Source organism: Algoriphagus halophilus, from assembly GCF_041729275.1.
Taxonomy (GTDB): domain Bacteria; phylum Bacteroidota; class Bacteroidia; order Cytophagales; family Cyclobacteriaceae; genus Algoriphagus; species Algoriphagus halophilus_A.
Genome location: NZ_CP146486.1, coordinates 1,230,683 through 1,252,641, shown reverse-complemented (window position 1 = coordinate 1,252,641; position 21,959 = coordinate 1,230,683). Strand labels below are relative to the sequence as shown.

Sequence of the window (21,959 nt, the reverse complement as noted above, 5' to 3'; positions counted from 1 at the left end):
CCCAAAAAGTTAGACACTTATTGGGGGCATTTTTATGAGGAAAAACAAAAAACACAATTTCGAATTCAAGCTTCGGATATTCCAAGAAGTTATTCAGGGTAGACATTCTTTGGAAAGTATCGGCAAAAAAGAAAACATCCACCATTCCTTAGTTGGACATTGGGTTTCCTTTTACCGAAAGTTTGGAGAAGAGGGTCTGATGCCTATTTCAAACAGATATTCGGCAAACTTTAGATTGAAGGTTGTTAAAACAATAAAGTCTGAATCTTTATCTTTACCTCAAGCCTGTCTACGCTTTAAGGTTCCTAGTGTAACCACGCTATGGAATTGGGTTCGGATCTACGATTCCCAAGGACCAGAAGGGTTGAGGGCATTACATAAAGGAAGATCGATTGTTATGCCCAGGAAACCCAAACGCCCACTTACCCGAGAAGAACAGCTTCTGGAAGAGCTGGCAGATCTGAGAGCTGAAAATGCCTACCTAAAAAAGCTTCAAGCCTTGATTCAATCCGAAAAAGAGAAAGTAGAAAAACGCAAATCATCCAAGAATTAAGGCAACAGCATGCATTGACTAGTCTGCTCAAGCATGCTGGGATGGCACGGAGCACCTTTTATTACCATCTCAAACAACTCAGAATAAAGGACAAGTATGAGATCATCAAAAAGGAGATCCGTAGTATTTATAAACAGAACAAAGGACGGTACGGCTACCGAAGAATCAGGGATGAACTTCAAAACAGAGGATATCCGATCAATCACAAGACCGTCTACTCCCTGATGCGCGAGTTAGGCTTAAAGAGTATTATTCGGGTTAAAAAATATATCTCCTACCGAGGAGAGCAAGGCAGAATAGCTGAAAATCTCCTTAACAGAGATTTTAAAGCTTGCCGCCCTGAACAAAAGTGGGTGACTGATATAACCGAGTTCAAAGTCCATGACAGAAAGCTTTATCTCTCTCCCATGATGGATCTGTATAATCGAGAGATTGTCTACTTTACTCTGGCTGATAGACCTACGCTACAACCGGACTTGGATATGGTCAAAAATGCAACGGAGAAAAGACAAAAAATCTCAGATCTGGTGATCCACTCTGATCAGGGATGGCACTATCAAAATTCTCAATACCAACACCTGCTCCATGAAAAGGGCATTAGGATCAGTATGTCCAGAAAAGGAAACTGCCTGGATAATGCAGTTATCGAAAACTTCTTCGGAACTCTTAAGTCAGAATTGTTCTACCTCAAAAAATATCAATCAATCCAAGAGCTCAAAAAAGAAATCACCGAATACATTCACTACTATAACCATCACAGAATAAAATCAAGTCTAAACAGAAAAAGCCCGGTACAATACCGAGCTTCTTCACTAAATTTAAATCATTCTTAAACCGTCCAACTTTTGGGGGCTAGTTCACTTGGGCCTCTTTTTTATCTTCTATCAATCTCGGTTGGAAGCGCTTCTGCTCCCATATAGGCGGTGAGCCTAGCTTTTAATTCATCCGCTTTTTCTTGGTACCCACGCTCTTCCAAAAGCGGGATGAAATACCGGATCATTTCTACGGAAATCATCATTTCCCGATCATAATCACGGTTTTCTGCGGTATAGAATTCAATCATATCCAATGATTTTTTGGATACTTTATCTATGATGTCCAGGGCTTTTTCTTCTTCGCCCACTTCAAAAGACAAGGGTACTGACTGTCCGCTTGAAAGATCGTAAGGAATTGCAACATGGGGCATCACCTCAAGCCCATAGTTTAGGATGTTTGCTGCTTTATCCATTTCATTTTGATCCAATAAAGCGATGGCAATAGAGTTTAAGGCACTTCTATGATTGGAAGCAAACCTTCTATATTCCTCATCCAAGTAGGCATCCGGATCGTCCATTCCCCTGAATGCAAACTTCTCCATAAAGTTCTTGTAAGCTAAGTCTGCATTGACTAGTTCATCCCTGATGAAGTCAGGTTTCTGAATAGGAAGGAGTCTATAAGTCAATCCTTCATTGACCACATGGCTTTCCAGGTCAATTCCAATCGTAGAAAGGGAAGTGTTATTGAAATAGATGGGTCTTTCCCAATTATTGGTGGTGATCAAATCGATCAACATCAGGGTTCCCTTAGTGAGGTATTGTCCTTTCACTCTCAGATTGATTTGAGGAGTGAATAACGGAGTGAATTCTTCTGGAATGATATCTTTATTGGCCACAGAAGTAGAGTCCACATCCAAAATCAGGTTTCTGGAAGGAACCATGTTGACCACACTTTTTCCTCCTGTGTTGACATTCAATCTTGGATCTCCGGAATTCAGCAGAGAAAGGTAGGCTTTCACGGAAATAGCAGAGTTTGGATTTTCGTCACCTGTGACGTAAAGTACGTCGTTGGTTCCTTTTTGGTACCTGTTTTTATCCAAACTAAATGGTAATGCCTCTGATTCATTGACCGGTCGAGTCATTTGTTCCACGTACCAATCCGTATCGAAATAGCTGAGTACAATTACTCTCACATCCGTACGGAATCCCTCTACCTCCTGCACATACCAAAGCGGGAAGGTATCATTATCTCCCCCAGTAAATAGAATGGCATTTGGAGCACAAGAGGCCAAGAAATTTCTTGCAGAATCCACAGAGAAATATCTTCCTTGTCTATTGTGATCATCCCAAGTCTGGCTTGCTACCAACCCCACAATTGGCAATGTCAATAGGGTGGCAACCAATCCAGCGGTAGCCAAATTCTTATTCATTTTACCTATGGCATGGGCAATGCCTATTACTCCCATTCCCAGCCAGATAGCAAAAGCATAGAAACTACCCACATAAATATAATCTCTTTCTCTCGGCTCCACCGGAGGGGAATTCAGGTAGAGTACCAGAACCACTCCCATCATCAGGAATAGCATCAAGTTGACATAGAAAGATTTTGGATCGTATTTGGCTTGGAAGAACATTCCGATAATCCCTAATAAGAGTGGGAGCATCAAGTAGTTATTATGCCCCTTGTTCTCCTTGATATAATCAGGGTATTTATCAGACAGGGCATCCGTAATTCCAATCCAAGGAGCATCTGAAAAGTCACTTTCACGACCGGAGAAATTCCACATGAAATACCTCCAATACATTTGTCCTAACTGATGGCTGAACATAAAGTATAAGTTATCGCCGAATGTCGGGTCCTGACCTTCTCTTAAGCCAAGTTTTTGTCTATAAATCCGTTTATGGTTTTCCTGAGTAGAATATACCCGAGGTAGAATCGTGGTCTTGCTTTTCTCGTAGATGTTTTTCAGCCCATAATCCACAATTTCATATTTGTCTTCCCCCTTCATATAGACTGGATCCCCTTCTTCCTGGTCCACCAATTTGGCTGTGAAGTATTGGCCATGGAGAAGAGGACGATACCCGTATTGTTCCCTTTTTAGGTAGGATACATAGCTGATGATATCCTTAGGGGCATTTTCATTGATGATGGGGTCTTGATTGGCACGAATGACAATTAAGGCATAACTGCTATATCCAATTAAGATAAACACCAAGGAAAGTAGAGCGGTGTTGAGGGTAGCATTTTCCTTGCTTCTGGAATATTTATAAGCAAAAAACAAAGCCGTAAAGAACACAATCGCAAAGAAGATAATCCCTGATCCAAAAGGAAGTCCTAAAGAATTGACAAAGAATATCTCCATGGAACCTGCAAGGCTAGGTAAGCCAGGAATAATAAAGTTGTTGATGATGACCAAGGCTACTCCACCGCCCAAAAAGGCAAGAATGGCACCTTTTATAGTTGGTTTCTCATACTTCTTAAAATAATAAATCAGTGCTAGAGCAGGTAGGGTCACTAAGTTTAGCAAGTGAACGCCAATGGAAAGTCCAACCAAATAAGCAATGAAGATCATCCATTTATTTTCATCTCTAGGGTCTTTGATGACATCCCATTTCAAAAATGCCCAGATGACAATGGCAGTAAAGAAAGAAGACATGGCGTATACTTCTGCTTCTACCGCTGAAAACCAAAAGCTGTCACTGAATGTATAAAACAAGGAACCTATGATTCCAGCACCCATCAAGGTAATTACTTGCCCTTTGCTTTCTTTTCCTTCCTCCATTTTGTAAAGTCTTCTTCCAAAGAGTGTAATGGACCAGAACAGGAATAAAATAGTAAATGCAGAAAAAGCGCACTTCCCACATTCATCCAATAAGCCACCTCTAAGGGATCCCCTAGCGCCAGGAAGCTAAACATTCGGTAAACCAGCAGAAAGACCGGTGCTCCTGGAGGGTGGGGCACTTGCAGTTTATAAGAAACGGCGATGAATTCTCCTGGATCCCAGAAACTTGCCGTCTCTTCGGCTGTCAAAATATATACGATCGCGGCCACGGCAAAAACCACCCAGCCGGTTAAATTATTGATTTGCTTATACTTGAGCATTAATTCGGAATATTAGACTGGCGAAAATAAAAAAATAATTCCCAACTGAGGATTTTTTAGCACTTTTTAAAAGTTAAAGGTAAAATAGAAATCTAGCCCTTTGTGATAAAAATTACTGTAGAGAACCTATTGACTCTGTACTTTTGTTATGTTAAATAAATCAAATGACCATGAGCGCACAACCTAAAACCTTTCAGGAATTAATTGATGGAGACCAGCCAGTGTTGGTAGACTTTACCGCAACTTGGTGTGGCCCTTGTAAAATGATGCATCCTATTTTGGAAGATACTTCCAGACAAATGGGAGACAAGGTCAAAATATTGAAAGTTGATGTGGATAAAAACCCATTGGCAGCGAGCAAATTTCAAGTACGAGGTGTTCCTACATTGATTTTGTTCCAAAAAGGGAAAATCCTTTGGAGACAATCCGGAGTGGTACCAGCGCATCAATTGGTTCAAACGATCGAATCCAATATTTTAAAAGAAGCATAATAGTGTGACAAAAGTCATCTATACAGTTCATTTGGACTGGTATATTTGAACTTCTTAATAGAAAATATAAAAACACATCATATGAAAATCGAACAAATTTATACCGGCTGTCTAGCTCAGGGAGCTTACTACATTGAGTCAGATGGTGAAGCAGCGGTGATTGATCCGTTAAGAGAAGTTCAGCCTTACATTGAAAAAGCTGAAAGAAGAAATGCGAAGATCAAGTACGTGTTTGAAACACACTTTCATGCTGATTTCGTGTCTGGTCACCAAGATCTTTCTGCGAAGACTGGTGCGCCTATCGTATATGGACCAACGACCATGAAAATGGGATTTGATGCGATCGTAGCTGAAGATGGGCAGGAATTTCAGATTGGTAAGGTGAAAGTGAAAGTGATCCACACTCCAGGACATACGATGGAGAGTTCTTGTTTCCTACTTTACAATGAGGAAGGAAAGCCAGAAGCCATTTTTACAGGAGATACTTTATTCATTGGGGATGTAGGAAGACCTGATCTAGCCCAAAAAGTAGTGAAGGATTTGACCCAAGAGAAATTGGCGGGTCATTTATATGATTCCCTTAGAAATAAAATCATGCCTCTGCCAGATGATTTGATCGTCTATCCGGCACACGGGGCAGGTTCAGCATGTGGAAAAAACATGAGCAAGGAGACTTCAGATACCCTTGGAAACCAAAAGAAGACCAATTATGCGCTTCAAGAAATGACCAAAGAGGAGTTTATCAAAGAAGTACTTACAGGTTTAACTCCTCCTCCAGCATATTTCCCTCAAAACGTGATGATGAATATCGAAGGATATGACAGCATTGATGAGGTATTGGAAAGAGGTGTGAAACCATTGACACCTGCGCAATTTGAAGCTGCTGCAAATGAAACAGGAGCATTGATCTTGGATACAAGAGCTCCCCAGACTTTCGCCAAGGGATTTGTTCCTAACTCTGTGAATATCGGAATTGACGGAAGTTTTGCCGTATGGGTAGGAGCAATGATTCCGGACTTGAAGCAAGAAATATTGGTGGTAGCGGATGAAGGAAGAGAAGAGGAAGTAATCACCAGATTAGCAAGAGTGGGTTATGACTATGCATTAGGCTATTTGGAGGGTGGAATCGAAGCTTGGAAAAAGGCTGGTCATGAACTGGATTCAATTGAATCTATTTCTGCAGAAGAGCTTGCAAAAAGGAAAGAGAAAGATCCTGAATTGACTATTCTGGATGTTAGAAAAAACAGTGAATACTTATCAGAACATGTAGTTGATGCTGAAAACGCGCCATTGGACTACATCAATGAGAGTATGTTGAAAGTAGACAAGGATAAAACTTACTACGTTCATTGTGCTGGGGGATATCGTTCAATGGTATTTAATTCCATCTTGAGAGCGAGAGGATATGATAATTTGATCGATGTGGATGGAGGATTCAAGGCCATCAAAGAATCTGAGAAGTTTCAGGTGACAGATTACGTTTGCCCGACCACGCTTCTCTAAATGCTAGGAGAAAAGTTGCTTAATTCCCAAAATGGCGAGTCTTATGACTTGCCATTTTTAGTATCAACTTATTCCATGTGATTAAAGTCACAACTTTATGCAGAAAATGATCGCCAAATTTGCATTACTATTTCTTCTCCTGGTGATGGCTGAATCAGTTTATTCCCAGCACTCGTATGAAGAGGTGGAAATGGAAGAAGAGCCAGACAAAAAGTTGTTTGGTAAACTATTGAAAACTGGATCGTTTGAGTTTCATCTCAGGTCATATATGATGGGAACTGTCAATCAGGGTGCTTTGACTAATTACAGTACTTGGGGTACAGGAGCTGGAGTCGGTTATTTCTCACCAAGATGGAAAGGACTAGGAGTGGGCTTTAGTGGTTTTTTTGTCTTCAGACATTTTGAAAACCATATCACTGAACTTGATCCTTTGACAGGAATGCCGAATAGATATGAGCTGCCCTTGTATGATGTTCATCATCCCGAAAATCACAAGGATATGGATCGATTGGAGGAGTTTTACATTTCCTATGAATCGCCTTCCATTTCAGCTTGGTTCGGAAGACATCATTTCGAGAGTCCTTTGCTTAATGCCTCTGATAATAGGATGCGTCCCAATTTGTTCAGCGGCTTATCCCTAGATTGGAATAAAAATGATTTCACGGTGCAAGGAGCTTGGTTTACCCATGTGATTTCAAGAGGATCTCTAGAATGGCTACCAGTTGATGAATCTTTTGGATTTTATCCTACTGGAAGAAACCCAACGGGTGAGGAAGAAACCTACCAACATCATATCCATACCAAAGGAATTGGTGTGTTAGGGCTTGGATGGGATAATGAACAGGTAACAGCAAACTCCTGGAGCTATCTTTCGGAGGGGTGTTTGCCACTAATCTTTCCCAAATAGAGGGCAGGAAGCCCATGGTAAAAGGTCCTGATTTGATCTGGGGGTACAAACCATGTTCCAAGCTGCGATAGGAGATGGAGGAAATCCTGATCCTGCCAAGGCTTATATTCTGCCAGGGGAGAAATCCTCTGCATTTGGAATGAGAGCTGGATTGTCCTGGTCCCATAGTAAATGGACCCTAAACTACCTTGGATTTTCAGACCAGGGAAGGTTTTTATTTCCCAGAGAATGGGGGAGGGAAAGTTCTTTGCAAGTCTTCCAAGGGAGCGGTTCGAAGGATTAGGCGCTACTCATGCTATTATGACCCAGTTTGAACAACAACTGGCAGATGACAGAATGAAGGTGGTGTTGGGAGCCTCACATGTAAAAACTCCGGATATCCATCATGTAGAACTTAATAAATATGGAATCCCAAGCTATCTGCATTTCTCAGGATTGGCAGATTACAGATTTAAAGGGTTTTTCCATGGACTTGATTTACAGTTGTTGGTAGTAGCCAAAAAAGAACTATTTGAAAGGGAAATCCCTTTGGAATATGTGATAAACCGAGTTGAAATGATGAATTTCAATCTCATACTAGACTATAGATTTTAAATAAACGAGAATAAAAATGAATCAATTTATCGACTGGATTACCCAGCCTTGGCCTTGGTACGTAGCGGGCCCAATGATTGGCCTTACGGTGCCAACTTTGCTCTTAATTGGAAATAAGACCTTTGGGATTTCCTCTTCCTTGCGACATGTTTGCGCCATTTGCGTACCTGCAGGCATCCCTTTCTTTACCTATAACTGGAAAAAAGAAATGTGGAATATGTTGTTTGTGTTAGGGGTGTTAATTGGTGGTTTTATAGCGACTAATTACTTGGCAAACCCCAATGATTTTATCCTGGCAGATCAGACAAAAGCTGATTTGACAGCTTTGGGTATCACGGATTTCTCGGGCCTTATGCCATCTGACATCTTTGACTGGAGCGTTTTATTTACTGCGAAAGGCCTTTTGTTCTTCGTGGTTGGAGGATTCCTAGTGGGCTTTGGTACCCGATATGCAGGTGGATGTACTTCCGGGCATGCGATCATGGGAATTAGTTCACTTCAGTGGCCATCCTTGGTAGCTACTATTTTCTTTATGCTTGGCGGTTTTGTAATGACTCATTTGTTGTTGGGACCTTTGATGTCTTTGGTGGGATTTTAATTAGATGATAAAATGAAAGTAGCAGAAAAAAACATACAAGGAGCTGCAGTTTGTGATGCTCCAAACTCTCAAGAGAATATTGAAAAAGGCCTGGCCTTAGTGAAATACATGATTGTCGGAATCTTGTTCGGAATCGTGTTTGTCAAAGCTGAAATCATTTCTTGGTTTAGAATTCAGGAAATGTTCCGTCTTCAGTCTTTCCATATGTATGGAGTCATTGGTTCGGCGATCATTACCGGGATCATTTCCATTCAGATCATCAAACGATTCAACATTAAGACCATCAAAGGAGAGACTGTCAATATTCCTAAAAAGGAATTTAGGAAAGGACAGATCATCGGAGGATTCATCTTTGGTTTAGGATGGGCGATTACCGGAGCTTGTCCAGGACCATTGTTTGCTCAAATAGGAAGTGGATTTACCATTGTATTTGTAACCTTGATTTCAGCAATTGCGGGAACCTGGGTGTATGGAAAATTTGCCAAGAAGCTTCCAAATTAACTATTAGGTTTAGATGGAATAGTTAAAGCCAGTTTCTGATAGGGAACTGGCTTTTTTAATCAAATACTTTTTTGATAATGAATCTGATGATCAAAATGGCTGTGGTGATAATTGCACCTACGATGATGAATTCCATGTGCTTAAATTTACCACAATAACACCCCCTTTCCTAAATAGTTTAAGCTTGACGAGAGGTTAGTTGCCGCTTATTGGAGTAATCTTTCTAAATTTCGGAGCCTATTAATCTATACCCAACCTATGATTTCTTATTCCAAACGCCGAGTAGCCCTCGGAGCATTTTTCTTTTTTGTGGGTTTATGTTTTGCCTCATGGGCTGCAAGGATACCTGATATTCAAGCCAAGTTCGATCTTTCAGAAGGTCAACTCGGAACCTTATTATTGTTCCTTCCCCTGGGTTCAGTGATAGGACTTCCAATTGCGGGTTGGGCAGTTCATCAATTTGGAAGCAGAAAAGTCATTATGATCGGTGCAGTTGCTTATGCACTTTCTTTGCCTTTGATTGGTTTGGCTCCTGCTATTTGGCTTCTAGTTCCGGTTTTGATTCTGTATGGAATGTTAGGGAATACCATGAACATTTCGTTGAATACCCAGGCCTTAAACCTCGAAGATCAAATGGGGAAAAATATATTGGCTTCCTTTCATGGTCTTTGGAGTATGGCGGGATTTACAGGAGCTGGAATCGGCGCGTTAATGATCTACCTGGGGCTAAGTCCGGCCCAGCATTATGGGGTGGTCATGTTGATTTCTTTGACGATTATTCTAGCCGCCCAAAGATTCATCATTAAAGAAAAAGCTGCATCTGCGGATGGTGGGTTGGTGTTGAAAAAGCCAGATGCTTTGCTATTAAGAATTAGCTTGATTGCGTTTTTGGGCATGATGTGCGAAGGGTGTATGTTTGATTGGAGTGGCGTGTATTTCAAAAAAGTGGTGAATGCCGACCCTTCACTAATTGCGTTAGGATATGTTGCCTTTATGGGGACCATGGCAACAGGAAGATTTATTACCGATAAAATTGCAGCGAGATTTACCAAAGTTGCCGTTATTCAAGTAAGCGGTGTTTTGATATTTGTAGGTTTGGCCTTAGCGGTGGTATTCCCCACAGTTACGGTAGCTACGGTAGGATTTTTATTGGTTGGATTAGGAGTGGCATCCATTATCCCTCTTTCCTATAGCATAGCTGGGAGATCAAAATTATATGCGCCAAGCGTGGCTTTGGCCTTGGTATCTACCATTTCATTTTTCGGATTTTTGTTAGGACCTCCTTTGATAGGATTCATTGCGGATCTCTTTAATTTAAAAACCTCTTTCGCCATGGTTGCGGTGGCTGCATTGGGGATTACCTTGCTTTCAAGTTTCCGTAAAGCTGTATTTCTTATTCCACAAAAAGTTAAACCCTCCTCTGTTTCATGAGTCATGCTTCTACCTTTCAGTACGAAAAAGACTTTGAAATCGGCTCGTTTCAAGTTCATCCTTCGGGGAAAATCAGATTGAGTTCTGTGGCAGACCTATTCCAGGAAAGTTCTTGGGGGCATGCTGATTCTGCGGATTTTGGGAGGAATTTGATGGAAAATGGTCAAATGTGGGTATTGTCAAGAATGGATTTTCACTGTTTTGATTTGCCTTCTTGGGGTGATCATGTGAAAGTTTATACCGCAGGGAGAGGGGTAGAGAAATTGTTTGCTTTTCGGGAGTTTATGATGACCGATGAGGAAGATACGATCCTTGCACTTTGCATGACCTCCTATCTTTTGTTGAACATTGAGTCCAAAAAACCAATGAGACCTGAGCAGGTATTGCCATCAAAGCTATTTGATCCATTGGAGAAACCTGATTGGCAAGCAGCAAAGGTGAAAGTGGAAGGGGATTTGATCGCCAGTGAAAAGCTGACTGTGCGATATTCTGATTTAGATTTATACGATCATGTGAATAATACCAGCTATATTCTTTGGGTAGAAAATATCCTGAAAGAAAGGCACATTGAGAAAGATAGATTTTTAATCAATTTTCAGGCAGAATGCATGTTGGGAGAGGTGGTGGAAATTAATCTTTACCAAACAGCAGATCGTTTTATTTTTCAAGGATTAGTGGGAAATAAACTCGTGTTTTTAGCGGAAGCCTATTAAATTACAAGATGTCAAGCTAGATGTGATTCTTGTCACAGCATGATAGCCATTCTTTGAGCCATTTTTGTAGCTTGATATAGCACTATGAAAGAGATCGGTAAACCATTTCTACAATTGATTACGCTGGTACTAAGTTTATTGGTATTGGCCAGTTTATTAGTAGGCGTAATCGGATTTGTAATTTATTTGTCCTACTCGGGGGTTAACCTACCTGCTTTTAAAGAGGAGCCTGTAGTCGCTCAAGTAGAGAATACACCTGTTTCTAAGGCATTGATGGATCCTACGGGGATGTGGCAAGCGCCTGATTGGGCAAGCGTAGATACAGAACCCAATGCGGATGAGATCAAGTATGGTCGAGAATTGATTGCCAATACTTCCGAATATTTGGGGCCAAACGGAAAAGTCAAAAAGATATCCAATGGGCTAAATTGCCAGAATTGCCATCTTCAGGCAGGCACCGTTCCCTTGGGGAATAATTATTCAGCTGCTGCAAGCACTTATCCAAAAGTAAGAGGTCGGTCTGGTACTTCTGAAGATATTGAAATGCGAATCAATGGCTGTTTCCAAAGAAGTTTGAATGGGGATGCCTTGCCAAGGGATAGCAAAGAAATGAAAGCCATGGTTGCCTATATGAATTGGCTTGGTCAGGAGGTTCCAAAAGGAGAAAAACCCATGGGAGCAGGGATTTATGAGGTGCCATTGTTGGATAGAGCCGCTGATCCGGTAAAAGGAAAGTTAGTGTATGATAGACAATGTGTTGCCTGTCATATGGCGGATGGACAAGGCTTGGCAAAACCCGACGGGACAGGTTATACTTACCCTCCACTGTGGGGTGAACATAGTTACAACCAGAAAGCCGGTCTTTTCAGAATGTCAAGATTTGCCGGTTATGTCAAAGCCAATATGCCTTTTGGTGCTACCTATGAAAATCCAATGCTATCTGATGAGGAAGCCTGGGATGTGGCAGCCTATGTAAACAGCCTTGATCGGCCTACCAGAGATTTCCCCAATGATTGGCCTGATATCAGTAAAAAGCCAATGGATCACCCATTTGGTCCTTATGCAGATGAATTCTCAGAGGAGCAACATAAGTTTGGTCCTTTCAAACCTATTAAAGAAGCGATCGCAAAACTAAAATGAAAAAGATACTACTAGGGGTATTCCTGGTACTATCTTTTCAAGTTATTGCTCAACAAACAGAGCCTCAGCTAAAAATAGTACCGGATGTCCATTTCCGAATGTTTTGGATGAGTACCAGCTATCCAAAGGATTTTAAAAATGACTATGCCCTGGGTTCAAGCCTGAACCTTGGAGCGAAACTGACCTATTCAGAACATGTAAACTTCCATGTAGGATACCGATTTTATGGAAATCTATGGAGTTCCGATCTCACGAGCCCAGATCCTCTTTCCGGGCTAGGGAATCGATATGAAGTGGGATTGTTTGATTTGCTCCACCCAGAAGATAAGTATTTCGGAAAATTGGAGACACTTTCTTTATCCTACATCCAAGATAAGTGGGGTGCAAAAGTGGGTAGAATGGGGATCAATACCGATTGGGTCAATGCCCAAGATGGTAGACTTGCCCCTACAGCCATAGAGGGACTCCATGCCTGGTATGCGCCAAGTCCAAAATGGGAATTCGGTTTATGGGCAATCAGTAAAATGGGAGTGAGGGGAACTTCTGAATGGCTTGGGATTGGGGAGTCTATTGGAGTATTTCCTGTAGGTAGAACTATCAATGGAGAACCTTCTCAGTATGCAGGGAATACCAATAGTGATTGGATAGGGATCTTGGAGTTTTCCCATCAAACAGAAAAGTTTGGAAAAATCAGTGTTTCAGAGACTTTGGTGCAGAATATATCCAATACCCTTTGGGCATCATTGGAGAAAAACTGGCCGAGTCAATCAGATGGCAAGTGGTTTTCAGGAATTCAGTCTGGATTCCAAAATGGGATAGGGGATGGTGGTAATATCAATCCCATATTTCAATACAAAGACCCTGAAGATACCAATTGGGTAGTGTCCGCTAAGGCTGGTTATGCTGTAACAAACTGGTCCATGAGTTTGAGTTATTCTCACTTGGATGGTAAAGGGAGATGGCTAAGCCCAAGAGAGTGGGGAAAAGATGCTTGGTATACCTTTATTCCTAGAGAGCGGAATGAAGGGTTTGGAGGGATGGATGCCTTGGTAGCTTATGTGGATTTTAAAATAGGAGATACGGGCCTTAGACCCTATTTGCATTTCGGATTTCATTGGTTGCCGGATTATACAGATCCTCAAGCCAACAAATACGGGTTTCCTTCCTACCGACAACTAAATTTAGGCCTTAAATATGTACCCCAATCCTATAAAGCCATTGATTTTCATTTGATTATCATGAATAAGGAAGCTATAGGAAATAGGGACCTAAGCCCGAAATTACGCTACAATAAAGTGGAAATGATCCATGTTAACGGCATGTTGAATTGGAGGCCTTTTAAGTGATTTGAATCATTTTCATGAAATACCAGTGGAGAGATAGGTGATTAAAATCCCCCTATTTTGGTACAAATTAGGAATTACCAATTAATAAACGGACCTTTGTCCCAGTCAGGAATTCACTTAACAACTATTGTCCTGATCCTTGAAGTAAAGTTAGCGTTGATTATCAACCTGCTTAAGTAGCAAATTCAAGAGTTTTCCCTTACGAATACCTAGGTTTTAATTCTCTCCCTTTTCTACTTTTTTAATTCAACAATGGCCCAGTGCTTTTTTTCGGATTAAAACCTGCAGTAAAAATCCTCCCCAACAGTATCAGAATTGCCCATTAATTTAAACCAAAACAACACTTTATTAAAACTGTAAGATTCTCAGAATCAAATCTATCAGATTTCTCTGTCACCCTCAAGTCAAGGGTTTATGGACATTTCAAGTCCAATAACAAATCCAAGTATGCAAATAAGGAAATGGTCATCAAGACAATTTTACTCATTTCGCTATTTCTAATCCCTCAAGCACTCATTATTTCAGGATGGGTTGCCGAAACATGGCAGCTATTTACCTGTTATATATTATCAGCCTTCGGAATGGCCGGCATTGGCATGGGGGTCATGCATGATGCATGTCACGGCTCATATTCAAAAATCCATTAGTCAATAAGTTCGTGAGCTACACCCTGAATATGGTGGGAGCAAGTTCAGAAGTATGGAGAATTCAACACAATGTGTTGCATCATAGCTTTACGAATATCCATGAACATGATGATGACATCAATGCTCCATTCTTTTTGAGATTTTCTCCTGAAGCTGAGCAAAACAAACTTCACAGATTTCAACATCTCTATGCATGGTTCTTTTACTCCTTGTCTACACTTTCCTGGGTAACAGCCAAGGATTTCATTAGACTTAAAAGATACCATAATAAGGGATTGGTAAAAGGGGAAAATGGATATCGAAAGACCCTGTGGAAGATCATCGCTTGGAAAGTGGGATACTTTGCTGTGATTCTAGGATTGCCATTAATCTTCTCTCCCTTTCCTTTTTGGATGATATTGTTAGGTTATGTATCCATGCACTTTGTGACAGGATTTGTAATAACCATGGTTTTCCAAATCGCTCATATTGTGGAAGATGTTAATTTTCCGGTAGTTGATGAGCATGGAAATGTGGAAGGTGAGCGAATGCTGCATCAGTTGGCAACTACCTGTAACTTCTCACCGAATTCACGCATCATCACCTGGTTTGCCGGGGGTTGAATTACCAAGTGGAACATCACCTATTTCCGGATATTTGCCATGTACACTATAAAAAAATCGCACCTATTGTAAAAGCTACAGCAGCGGAGTTTAATGTGCCTTATTACTCCAAGCCGAACTTTTTGATGGCTGTTTTAGACCATTTCAAAATGCTTTATATCCTCGGAAACACTCCGAAGTTGGAGCCTCAAAAAGTTTTCAAATAATGAATAGCACCACTAATAGAAATACGAAGCCCACTTCTTCCAGAAGACCTAATCACGGGCCGAGACAGGTTCAGAAGAAAAAGGTTTCTACGCTTGATCCAAATTTATTGATCAAGAAAGCCAAGCCAACTGGGCAAAAGGGTTTTCAGTCGAAGACTGCTTTCACCAGCCCTATCACTTTCAAAAGGCTTGATGAATAACCTGGCAACAAAAGGCTATGTGAATATGACCAATATTCAAGAGCAATCAGTAGCCCCTTTATTGGAAGGAAGAGATATGCTTGGGATTTCCAATACGGGTTCTGGTAAAACAGGTGCGTTTTTGATTCCTATTATCGAACATGCATTACAGGATAAAAACCAGTTTACCGCATTGATTGTAACCCCTACCCGGGAGCTGGCCCTTCAAATTGAAGAGGAATTTAAAAGCTTGAGCAAAGGGATGAACCTTTACTCTGCGACCTTTATTGGAGGGACCAATATCAATACGGACATGAAGGTACTTTCGAGAAAACTCCATGTAATCGTTGGTACCCCAGGTAGGTTATTGGATTTGGCCAGTAGAAGGCTTCTAAAGCTAAACCAAGTGAAAACCTTGGTACTGGACGAATTTGACAGAATGCTCGATATGGGTTTTGTAAATGATGTCAAAAAGCTAGTTGGGGCAATGACCCAAAGAAGACAGACCATGTTGTTTTCTGCCACGTTGGAGGCCAATCAGAAAACCTTGATCAATAGCTTATTGAATAATCCTGTGGAGGTGAAAATCAATTCAGGGGTTACCACAAACGAAAACATTGAACAAGGGATCATCCGGGTACCGGAAGGTAAGGACAAGTTCATATTGCTTGCAGACCTTTTTCAGGATCGTAGCATGGATAAGGTGATCATCTTTACAGAGACCAAACGCTTGGCAGATAAGCTCAGTAAAAAATTGAACCAATCTGGCATCAAGTCAGGATTGATCCATGGAAATAAGTCTCAGAATTTTAGAAATAAAACGATAGAGCAATTCAAATCTGGCGAAACCAGAGTGTTGGTAGCGACTGATGTAGCTGCCAGAGGTATAGACGTGGCTGATGTTTCCCATGTGATAAACTATCAGCTGCCCATGACAATGGATAGCTATATACACAGAATCGGAAGAACAGGTAGGGCTGGTAAGACTGGTCATGCCCTCACATTTGTCAACTAAAATAACTGTATGTCAAAAAATCAAAATAGCTTCATTAAGAAGCAAAAAGCTGAATTAAAGAGAAGAAAACAGAAAGAAAAATTTGAGAAAAAGTTAGAAAGAAAAGCACAGCCCAAAAGCGGCGACTTGGATGACATGATTGTCTACGTTGATCGCTTCGGTAATTTCACCGATACTCCTCCTGAGGAGGAGCCAGTAAAGAATACAAAAAATCAAAATCAAAGTAATAAAAACACAAGAACACCAAATTTTAAATCAAGAAATCATGAATGAAGGAACAGTAAAATTCTTTAACACTACAAAAGGCTTTGGATTCATCACACCATCTGACTCTGACGAGGACGTTTTCGTACACCAGTCTGGTTTGGTTCACGATATCCGTGAAAACGACAAAGTATCCTATGAACTAGTTCAAGGTAAAAAAGGCGTTAACGCTGTGAATGTTAAAGTGATCAAATAAAGAAAAATAGAACGGGGCAACCCGATCTATTTACTTTTTGATACAAAAACACCTGGCTTCTCTTGAGGTCAGGTGTTTTCATTTTAGCGATACCAATTTATTCAGAGTAGGTGACTTCGTTGGACAGCTCACTGCCCTGTTCCAACTCGTCCAGGTTGAGCAAGGTGGTTTTTGCAATCTGGGACAATGCCTCTTGGGTTAAAAATGCCTGGTGACCTGTAATCAACACATTAGGGAAGGTCATTAATCGGGCGATTTGTTCGTCCATCAATATCTCTTCGGATAAATTCCTAAAAATAAGTCTTCCTCCTGTTCGTAAACATCGATTCCCAAGTAACCTATCTTTTTGGATTTCAGTGCTCTGATGACGGATTTGGTCTCAATCAGAGCCCCACGGCTGGTATTAATGATCATCACGCCGTTTGGCATTTGATCTATGGTCTTTTTATTGATCAGGTGCTTGGTTCCTGGGGTCAAAGGGCAATGGAGAGAAATGATCTGGCTTTGCGATAATAACTCATCCAAGTTCAGGTATTTTACTCCTATTGCCTTCAACTCTTTGTTTTCGATCAGGTCATACGCCAATACCTCACAGCCGAAGCCCAACGCTATTTTACAGAAAGCGGTGCCGATGGCACCGGTTCCAATGACGCTGACGACTTTCCCATGCAAATTAAACCCTACCAGACCTTCCAGGGAATAATTGTTTTCCCTGATCCTATTGTAAGCTTTATGGGTTTTTCTGCTTAAAGTCAAAATCATGGCAAATGCATGTTCGGCCACTGCTTCCGGACTATACGCAGGAACGCGACAAATTTTCAAGTTTAGCTCCTTGGCAGTTTTCAAGTCTACTTGGTTGTATCCGGCACAGCGGAGTACAACCGCCTGGATTCCGAACTCATGAAGCATGTTCAAAACGGGAGCATCGAGATGATCATTGACAAATGCACAAACTGCATCGTACCCTTTTGCCAAATTTACCGTGTGCTTATCCAGTTTTGCCTCAAAATAGGTGAAATGATGTCCATGTTTAGTTAACCTTATATCGAAACTCTTTTGATCATAAGATTTGGTACTAAAACATGCGACTTTCATAGCTAATTGGTTTGTAATATGTAGATGGTGAATTTGGTGAACTCTTCTTCTATTTCGGTGTTTGCAGGTTCTTGGACTAACAGTTTATTCTCCTTGAGAGCAGTGACCAACACCCCTCAATTCCCGGTAATTCTACTGGCAATTGTTTTCCGTCTTTAAAAATAAGAATTCTTTGCTCAGATGCATCTTGTACCGCAGAATAAGGGTTTTCTTCTGAATTCCGGTTTTCGAATTCAGATTCAGTAATCCCGGTGAAATACTGGAGCAGAACAAAGCCGTTCCCCAGGTTAATCAGTTTTCTGTTTCTCCCTGAAAGTCTTGCAAGGTTAATTGCCTGTGGATCGTCAAAAGGCGCTCCTATGGGAACAGGGTTATAAGTCAAAAATTCAGAATAGTTGATAGGAATGGAGTTTTTCAACGTGAATTCTGGTAATTGATACACTAGGATTTCCGGATCCAGTTCTTGTGCTACTACCAATTCATTGGCGTCATGGTCAATGAAAAAGTCTTCCCCATGACCCCGTTATAAACATTTTCTGTCTGCTCATAAACCGAGGTTGCTTCGTAAGGGACTACCATTTTCGTCTCACCGGTAAATAAGTTTAATTGATAAAAGTTTTTGAGTGTGTCTTTTCCTTCTTGATTTCGAATCAAATGAGAGGCAGTCAGGTAATTGCTGGGGCCGACCAACAAATGAGTGGTGTCATTAGAAACAAAATAAGGAGTTTTTCCCAAAGGAGTATTCGTTCTAATTGGCAAAGGAGATAACACACGATGGGAATGGGTAATCTCATAATTGGGGTCGTAAGAAATTACTTGAAAGGGAAGCTCCACAATTCGTTCTTGATTGGGGCCAAAGGCTAAGCCAACTGGATTCCAATTCCCATATTTTCCCGGTCCATCTCCTTTTTTATTGACTCTTTTGATAATTTCTCCGTTTTCTGAAATTTCAAGTAGATCGTCTTCAACTTCAGAGTAGCCTAAATAGATGTTTTCTTCATGGCTATAATCCCGGATGCTCACTCTGGTAAAGTTATTTACTTGGAAAGAATCCACTTTCACTAATGAGTAATTCAGATCAACTGTAGATTCGGTCTTTGAAGTACAGCTGAAGAGTGAAAACCCAAATAAAAGACAAAATAGAAGAGGGTGAGTAGAATTGTTCATGGTTAAATATTTAATTTTCGTAAGTCTACGAAAATTTCGTTTAATTTAAAATCTTTTCGTCAAATAGCTTATTTTCTTCAATTAGCCTGATTTTGTTTACCTGATTTGACAAAGAGTTGGAGAAATTTATAGTTTCTGCCTAGATTGGGTCAAAAACCATCAGATTATGAAAAAACTATATCAAAGTGTCCTTTTAGTTATTGCAATGGCCTTGGTAGGGGCTTGTTCGCAAGAAACAGAAGAGAAAAAATTGTTGAAGAAATAAAAGAAATAGAAATGGAAAGTACTGCTCCGGATTCAGTATTAAGGCATGTAGTGATGTTTGGTTTTAAAGAAGAAACGAGTCCTGAAAAAATTCAAGAGGTAATTGATGCATTTGCTGCATTGCCAAATAAAATCGAACAAATAAAAGGATTTGAATGGGGGATTAACAACAGCCCTGAAGGATTAAATGATGGGTTGACCCATGCATTTACGTTGACTTTTCACTCTGAAGAAGATCGTGCTATTTATTTACCGCATCCAGATCATAAAGCTTTTGGAGAAGTGTTAGGTAATAGCCTCTCCAAAGTGGTAGTAGTCGACTATTGGACCCATTAATTATTGATCAAATGGCAAAGCGGATCCGTCCGTTTTGCCTGCTTCTTTACCGTCAAAACTTCCGTTACCACAAAATTACTAGTGCCTCTCCATGGAAGCATTCCATTATATTCTTTGTATCGGAGTTCCACAAATTTTCCCGAAGCCCTTTCTAATTCGCTGGCAACCTCATCACTTACCACGCTGAATCTAAATTCATTACTTTGCAACCCTCCAGCGGTGGGACTTTGAAATCCCTCTTGAACGACTCTTCCTTCAAAGGTTTTAAAGATGACCCCTTTTTCACGAAGTAATTTAAACTTCCAGCTTTGACTCCTTCACCGAAAACAAAATAGAATTTCCACCAAAAAAAGAGTAAGAATATAAGCAATGCACTGATACCGGCAATCCAAGCGAACTTCTTCATAATGAAATTTTAAAAGTTTTATTAAATATAGAAAGTGGAATAGAATTATTGATTCAAAAATCAAATATTTGATCTTTCCCCCTCCAACTTTTCCCAGGAGTTCGATTAATTACCACATTTGACCTGAAACTGGAACCATAGTATTCTTAGGAGGAATTGCGCTACCTGCCCTAAAATCCATCTAGAATAAATAGCAGTCTTTCAGCATGGTTAAATAATCTGTTGCCAGGGGTTTTTCTATATACTCGATCACGGAGTGATATTTAATGGCTTTTTTCTTATCCTCACTATTGACTGATGAAGAAATCAGAATCACCTTGAATCTTTTGGGGAGGTTCAAGGATTCCAAATAGTCCAATACCCCCATCCATCAATTCCTTCCATGTAGATATCCAAAAAGATCAACAGGTTCTTTTTGGGTTCTGCGCTTTTCAACTTTATATATTCAATCGCATCCAACCCGTTTGAAACACAATGGGGATTGAGATGAAACTCAGTTATTTCAGCTAATTTTCTATGTAATAATTGAAATTGGGGATCGTCATCAACGATTAATAGGTCAAAATTCATTAGGCCGGTTATCTTGTTTTTATAAAGTTTCCACGTTTTTGCTGAAATAGAAACAACTATTTGAAGGATGAAGAATTAATATTTTAAAATTGTTTGAAACTTCCTTGTCAAATCCTTCAAATTCTCTCAAAATAGTTATAATTCCCCTGATTTTTGCTTTGAATTCTTTTCAATACCTCAAAATCAATAGCTAAAAATTAATCAAAATTAGGATTGGAAATACCTAGGCGAATCATTGGTTGCATTTGAAAAAGCCTGCCCTCAATTATGAACTAAAATTAGCATAAATAAATTGATCCTACTAAAAAATTAAAAGCCCAGATTAATCTGGGCTTTAACACTTAAAAGAAGTGGTTTTTTTAATCTACTAACCATAAGTAATCTCCATATCCCGCAGCTTCCATTTCGCTTTTTGGGATAAATTTCATCGCTGCTGAATTCATACAATAACGTAGGTTGGTAGGGTTTGGTCCATCGTAGAACACATGTCCTATGTGGCTGTCACCTAATTTGCTTCGGACTTCTACTCTGGTCATCCCGGCGGATCTGTCTATGGGTTTATCAATGATCCTAGCATCAATAGGCTTCGTGAAGCTTGGCCATCCGGAGCCAGATTCGTATTTGTCCTTTGAGCTGAAAAGGGGAGCTCCAGTTACAATATCCACATAGATACCAGGCTCTTTATTGCCGTTATACTCATTCTGGAAGGCGTATTCAGTGGCATCCTCCATGGTGACTTCGTACTGCAAGTCCGTCAGTTTGGCTTTTAATTCAGATTTGGAGGGAGCTGGGTATTTTTTTCTGACAATTCTGGCCAGTGAGCCTTGATAAAGGCATCCCTTCCGCTCCCGTTTCTATAGGCATAATACTCTTTAGGATTCTTTTTATAATAATCCTGATGGTATTCCTCAGCTGGGTAGAAATTCGTGTATTTGATAATAGGAGTGGCGATAGGTTTGTCAAATTTTCCTGAGGCATCCAACAGCTTTTTGGATTCTTCAGCTACTTTCTTTTGTTCGGCATCATGGTAGAAAATGGCCGATTCATATTGTGAACCTCGATCGTAAAAGGATCCTCCTACATCAGTAGGATCAAATGTTTGCCAAAATATATCCACCAGTTCGGAGTAACTGATGACTTCTGGGTCAAAGGTGATTTGTACAGATTCTCGATGTGAAGTTGCTCCACTACTTACTTCACCGTAGGTGGGTCTTTTCCTTACCACCGGAATATCCAGAGGTCACTGCTATGACTCCGTCTAACCCCTCAAAAGGTGCTTCCACACACCAGAAACAGCCTCCTGCAAAGGTCGCCAGTTCGGTATCTCCTTTATAAGCTGCTACTTTTTCCATGTCAGCACTACCATTTTCATTCTTT

Annotated in this window: 24 protein-coding genes and 3 pseudogenes; 18 read left to right on the top strand and 9 right to left on the bottom strand. The window is 40.5% G+C overall.

Annotation, left to right across the window (positions count from 1 at the left end):
• The first annotated feature begins 34 nt into the window (after positions 1 to 34).
• Both V8V91_RS06700 and V8V91_RS06695 read left to right on the top strand, forming a co-directional pair.
• Positions 35 to 553: a helix-turn-helix domain-containing protein gene (locus V8V91_RS06700; RefSeq protein ID WP_373399405.1), complete on the top strand. Its 519-nt coding sequence runs from the start codon at positions 35 to 37 to the stop codon at positions 551 to 553.
• Positions 508 to 1,386 carry an IS3 family transposase gene (locus V8V91_RS06695; RefSeq protein WP_373400634.1) on the top strand — a complete coding sequence of 293 codons (879 nt, stop codon included), beginning with the start codon at positions 508 to 510 and terminating at the stop codon, positions 1,384 to 1,386. The genes V8V91_RS06700 and V8V91_RS06695 overlap by 46 nt, the downstream gene beginning before the upstream one ends.
• A gap of 41 nt (positions 1,387 to 1,427) precedes the next feature.
• Here the strand turns inward: V8V91_RS06695 and V8V91_RS06690 are convergent.
• Positions 1,428 to 4,411, bottom strand: a pseudogene (locus V8V91_RS06690) (DUF2723 domain-containing protein).
• Positions 4,412 to 4,581: 170 nt separating this feature from the next.
• Here V8V91_RS06690 and trxA point away from each other — a divergent pair.
• From trxA to V8V91_RS06615, 15 genes and pseudogenes are all read left to right on the top strand, one after another.
• A complete protein-coding gene (gene trxA, locus V8V91_RS06685) occupies positions 4,582 to 4,902 on the top strand; it encodes a thioredoxin (protein WP_373399404.1) in 321 nt (106 codons plus the stop codon).
• Positions 4,903 to 4,983: 81 nt separating this feature from the next.
• Complete coding sequence (locus V8V91_RS06680) at positions 4,984 to 6,405, top strand: rhodanese-like domain-containing protein (RefSeq protein WP_373399403.1); 1,422 nt, start codon at positions 4,984 to 4,986, stop codon at positions 6,403 to 6,405.
• A gap of 106 nt (positions 6,406 to 6,511) precedes the next feature.
• A complete protein-coding gene (locus V8V91_RS06675; protein ID WP_373399402.1) occupies positions 6,512 to 7,312 on the top strand; it encodes a hypothetical protein in 801 nt (266 codons plus the stop codon).
• Positions 7,313 to 7,364: 52 nt separating this feature from the next.
• Positions 7,365 to 7,595, top strand: a complete 231-nt coding sequence (locus tag V8V91_RS06670; protein WP_373399401.1) for a hypothetical protein — start codon at positions 7,365 to 7,367, stop codon at positions 7,593 to 7,595.
• Entirely contained in the window at positions 7,541 to 7,906 is a 366-nt protein-coding gene (locus V8V91_RS06665; protein ID WP_373399400.1) for a hypothetical protein, read from the top strand. The genes V8V91_RS06670 and V8V91_RS06665 overlap by 55 nt, the downstream gene beginning before the upstream one ends.
• A gap of 16 nt (positions 7,907 to 7,922) precedes the next feature.
• Positions 7,923 to 8,504 (top strand): YeeE/YedE family protein, encoded by a 582-nt coding sequence (locus V8V91_RS06660; protein ID WP_373399399.1) that lies wholly within the window; start codon positions 7,923 to 7,925, stop codon positions 8,502 to 8,504.
• A gap of 12 nt (positions 8,505 to 8,516) precedes the next feature.
• Positions 8,517 to 9,005, top strand: coding sequence for a DUF6691 family protein (locus tag V8V91_RS06655; RefSeq protein WP_074224858.1), 489 nt, complete (start codon positions 8,517 to 8,519; stop codon positions 9,003 to 9,005).
• 258 nt (positions 9,006 to 9,263) lie between these two features.
• On the top strand, positions 9,264 to 10,436 hold the full coding sequence (locus V8V91_RS06650) for an MFS transporter (RefSeq protein WP_373399398.1): 1,173 nt from the start codon (positions 9,264 to 9,266) through the stop codon (positions 10,434 to 10,436).
• Positions 10,433 to 11,149 carry an acyl-[acyl-carrier-protein] thioesterase gene (locus V8V91_RS06645; protein ID WP_373399397.1) on the top strand — a complete coding sequence of 239 codons (717 nt, stop codon included), beginning with the start codon at positions 10,433 to 10,435 and terminating at the stop codon, positions 11,147 to 11,149. The genes V8V91_RS06650 and V8V91_RS06645 overlap by 4 nt, the downstream gene beginning before the upstream one ends.
• An 84-nt stretch (positions 11,150 to 11,233) precedes the next feature.
• Entirely contained in the window at positions 11,234 to 12,289 is a 1,056-nt protein-coding gene (locus tag V8V91_RS06640) for a c-type cytochrome (RefSeq protein ID WP_373399396.1), read from the top strand.
• Positions 12,286 to 13,635 carry a hypothetical protein gene (locus V8V91_RS06635; RefSeq protein WP_373399395.1) on the top strand — a complete coding sequence of 450 codons (1,350 nt, stop codon included), beginning with the start codon at positions 12,286 to 12,288 and terminating at the stop codon, positions 13,633 to 13,635. Before V8V91_RS06640 ends, V8V91_RS06635 begins: the two co-directional genes overlap by 4 nt.
• A gap of 616 nt (positions 13,636 to 14,251) precedes the next feature.
• Positions 14,252 to 15,090 (top strand): annotated as a pseudogene (locus tag V8V91_RS06630) (fatty acid desaturase).
• A gap of 192 nt (positions 15,091 to 15,282) precedes the next feature.
• On the top strand, positions 15,283 to 16,284 hold the full coding sequence (locus V8V91_RS06625; protein ID WP_373399394.1) for a DEAD/DEAH box helicase: 1,002 nt from the start codon (positions 15,283 to 15,285) through the stop codon (positions 16,282 to 16,284).
• Positions 16,285 to 16,293: 9 nt separating this feature from the next.
• Positions 16,294 to 16,557: a cold-shock protein gene (locus V8V91_RS06620; protein WP_074224851.1), complete on the top strand. Its 264-nt coding sequence runs from the start codon at positions 16,294 to 16,296 to the stop codon at positions 16,555 to 16,557.
• Complete coding sequence (locus tag V8V91_RS06615) at positions 16,550 to 16,744, top strand: cold-shock protein (protein WP_074224850.1); 195 nt, start codon at positions 16,550 to 16,552, stop codon at positions 16,742 to 16,744. The genes V8V91_RS06620 and V8V91_RS06615 overlap by 8 nt, the downstream gene beginning before the upstream one ends.
• 97 nt (positions 16,745 to 16,841) lie before the next feature.
• Here the strand turns inward: V8V91_RS06615 and V8V91_RS06610 are convergent, their stop codons facing one another.
• From V8V91_RS06610 to V8V91_RS06595, 4 genes are all read right to left on the bottom strand, one after another.
• A complete protein-coding gene (locus V8V91_RS06610; RefSeq protein WP_373399393.1) occupies positions 16,842 to 17,012 on the bottom strand; it encodes a hypothetical protein in 171 nt (56 codons plus the stop codon).
• Positions 17,012 to 17,839 (bottom strand): 2-hydroxyacid dehydrogenase, encoded by an 828-nt coding sequence (locus V8V91_RS06605; protein WP_373399392.1) that lies wholly within the window; start codon positions 17,837 to 17,839, stop codon positions 17,012 to 17,014. Before V8V91_RS06605 ends, V8V91_RS06610 begins: the two co-directional genes overlap by 1 nt.
• A 76-nt stretch (positions 17,840 to 17,915) precedes the next feature.
• Positions 17,916 to 18,317, bottom strand: a complete 402-nt coding sequence (locus V8V91_RS06600) for a hypothetical protein (RefSeq protein WP_373399391.1) — start codon at positions 18,315 to 18,317, stop codon at positions 17,916 to 17,918.
• The gene (locus V8V91_RS06595; protein ID WP_373399390.1) at positions 18,311 to 18,901 is read right to left on the bottom strand and encodes a hypothetical protein; all 591 of its coding nucleotides are present in this window, start codon (positions 18,899 to 18,901) and stop codon (positions 18,311 to 18,313) included. Before V8V91_RS06595 ends, V8V91_RS06600 begins: the two co-directional genes overlap by 7 nt.
• Before the next feature lie 327 nt (positions 18,902 to 19,228).
• On the opposite strand from V8V91_RS06595, the gene V8V91_RS06590 reads away from it, so the two are divergent.
• Entirely contained in the window at positions 19,229 to 19,606 is a 378-nt protein-coding gene (locus V8V91_RS06590) for a Dabb family protein (RefSeq protein WP_373399389.1), read from the top strand.
• On the opposite strand, the gene V8V91_RS06585 is transcribed toward V8V91_RS06590, so the two are convergent.
• The 4 genes and pseudogenes from V8V91_RS06585 to msrA all read right to left on the bottom strand — a co-directional run bounded on the left by V8V91_RS06585 (position 19,603) and on the right by msrA (position 21,934).
• A complete protein-coding gene (locus V8V91_RS06585) occupies positions 19,603 to 19,815 on the bottom strand; it encodes a hypothetical protein (protein WP_373399388.1) in 213 nt (70 codons plus the stop codon). The genes V8V91_RS06590 and V8V91_RS06585 overlap by 4 nt on opposite strands.
• A 533-nt stretch (positions 19,816 to 20,348) precedes the next feature.
• Positions 20,349 to 20,582 carry a response regulator gene (locus tag V8V91_RS06580; protein WP_373399387.1) on the bottom strand — a complete coding sequence of 78 codons (234 nt, stop codon included), beginning with the start codon at positions 20,580 to 20,582 and terminating at the stop codon, positions 20,349 to 20,351.
• Between the two features lie 359 nt (positions 20,583 to 20,941).
• Entirely contained in the window at positions 20,942 to 21,313 is a 372-nt protein-coding gene (gene msrB / locus V8V91_RS06575; RefSeq protein WP_373400633.1) for a peptide-methionine (R)-S-oxide reductase MsrB, read from the bottom strand.
• A gap of 35 nt (positions 21,314 to 21,348) precedes the next feature.
• Positions 21,349 to 21,934: pseudogene (msrA, locus tag V8V91_RS06570) on the bottom strand (peptide-methionine (S)-S-oxide reductase MsrA).
• Positions 21,935 to 21,959 lie beyond the last annotated feature (25 nt).

What these genes read in the sequence shown, in the direction of transcription:
- V8V91_RS06660 (WP_373399399.1), top strand. Translation starts at nt 7,923, where the DNA reads ATGAATCAATTTATCGACTGGATTACCCAGCCTTGGCCTTGGTACGTA.
- V8V91_RS06620 (WP_074224851.1), top strand. Translation starts at nt 16,294, where the DNA reads ATGTCAAAAAATCAAAATAGCTTCATTAAGAAGCAAAAAGCTGAATTA.
- V8V91_RS06615 (WP_074224850.1), top strand. Translation starts at nt 16,550, where the DNA reads ATGAATGAAGGAACAGTAAAATTCTTTAACACTACAAAAGGCTTTGGA.
- V8V91_RS06645 (WP_373399397.1), top strand. Translation starts at nt 10,433, where the DNA reads ATGAGTCATGCTTCTACCTTTCAGTACGAAAAAGACTTTGAAATCGGC.
- V8V91_RS06610 (WP_373399393.1), bottom strand. Translation starts at nt 17,012, where the DNA reads ATGGACGAACAAATCGCCCGATTAATGACCTTCCCTAATGTGTTGATT.
- trxA (WP_373399404.1), top strand. Translation starts at nt 4,582, where the DNA reads ATGAGCGCACAACCTAAAACCTTTCAGGAATTAATTGATGGAGACCAG.
- V8V91_RS06655 (WP_074224858.1), top strand. Translation starts at nt 8,517, where the DNA reads ATGAAAGTAGCAGAAAAAAACATACAAGGAGCTGCAGTTTGTGATGCT.
- V8V91_RS06700 (WP_373399405.1), top strand. Translation starts at nt 35, where the DNA reads ATGAGGAAAAACAAAAAACACAATTTCGAATTCAAGCTTCGGATATTC.
- V8V91_RS06580 (WP_373399387.1), bottom strand. Translation starts at nt 20,582, where the DNA reads ATGAATTTTGACCTATTAATCGTTGATGACGATCCCCAATTTCAATTA.
- V8V91_RS06605 (WP_373399392.1), bottom strand. Translation starts at nt 17,839, where the DNA reads ATGAAAGTCGCATGTTTTAGTACCAAATCTTATGATCAAAAGAGTTTC.
- V8V91_RS06670 (WP_373399401.1), top strand. Translation starts at nt 7,365, where the DNA reads ATGTTCCAAGCTGCGATAGGAGATGGAGGAAATCCTGATCCTGCCAAG.
- V8V91_RS06640 (WP_373399396.1), top strand. Translation starts at nt 11,234, where the DNA reads ATGAAAGAGATCGGTAAACCATTTCTACAATTGATTACGCTGGTACTA.
- V8V91_RS06665 (WP_373399400.1), top strand. Translation starts at nt 7,541, where the DNA reads ATGGGGGAGGGAAAGTTCTTTGCAAGTCTTCCAAGGGAGCGGTTCGAA.
- V8V91_RS06625 (WP_373399394.1), top strand. Translation starts at nt 15,283, where the DNA reads ATGAATAACCTGGCAACAAAAGGCTATGTGAATATGACCAATATTCAA.
- V8V91_RS06635 (WP_373399395.1), top strand. Translation starts at nt 12,286, where the DNA reads ATGAAAAAGATACTACTAGGGGTATTCCTGGTACTATCTTTTCAAGTT.
- V8V91_RS06680 (WP_373399403.1), top strand. Translation starts at nt 4,984, where the DNA reads ATGAAAATCGAACAAATTTATACCGGCTGTCTAGCTCAGGGAGCTTAC.
- msrB (WP_373400633.1), bottom strand. Translation starts at nt 21,313, where the DNA reads ATGGAGGATGCCACTGAATACGCCTTCCAGAATGAGTATAACGGCAAT.
- V8V91_RS06675 (WP_373399402.1), top strand. Translation starts at nt 6,512, where the DNA reads ATGATCGCCAAATTTGCATTACTATTTCTTCTCCTGGTGATGGCTGAA.
- V8V91_RS06650 (WP_373399398.1), top strand. Translation starts at nt 9,264, where the DNA reads ATGATTTCTTATTCCAAACGCCGAGTAGCCCTCGGAGCATTTTTCTTT.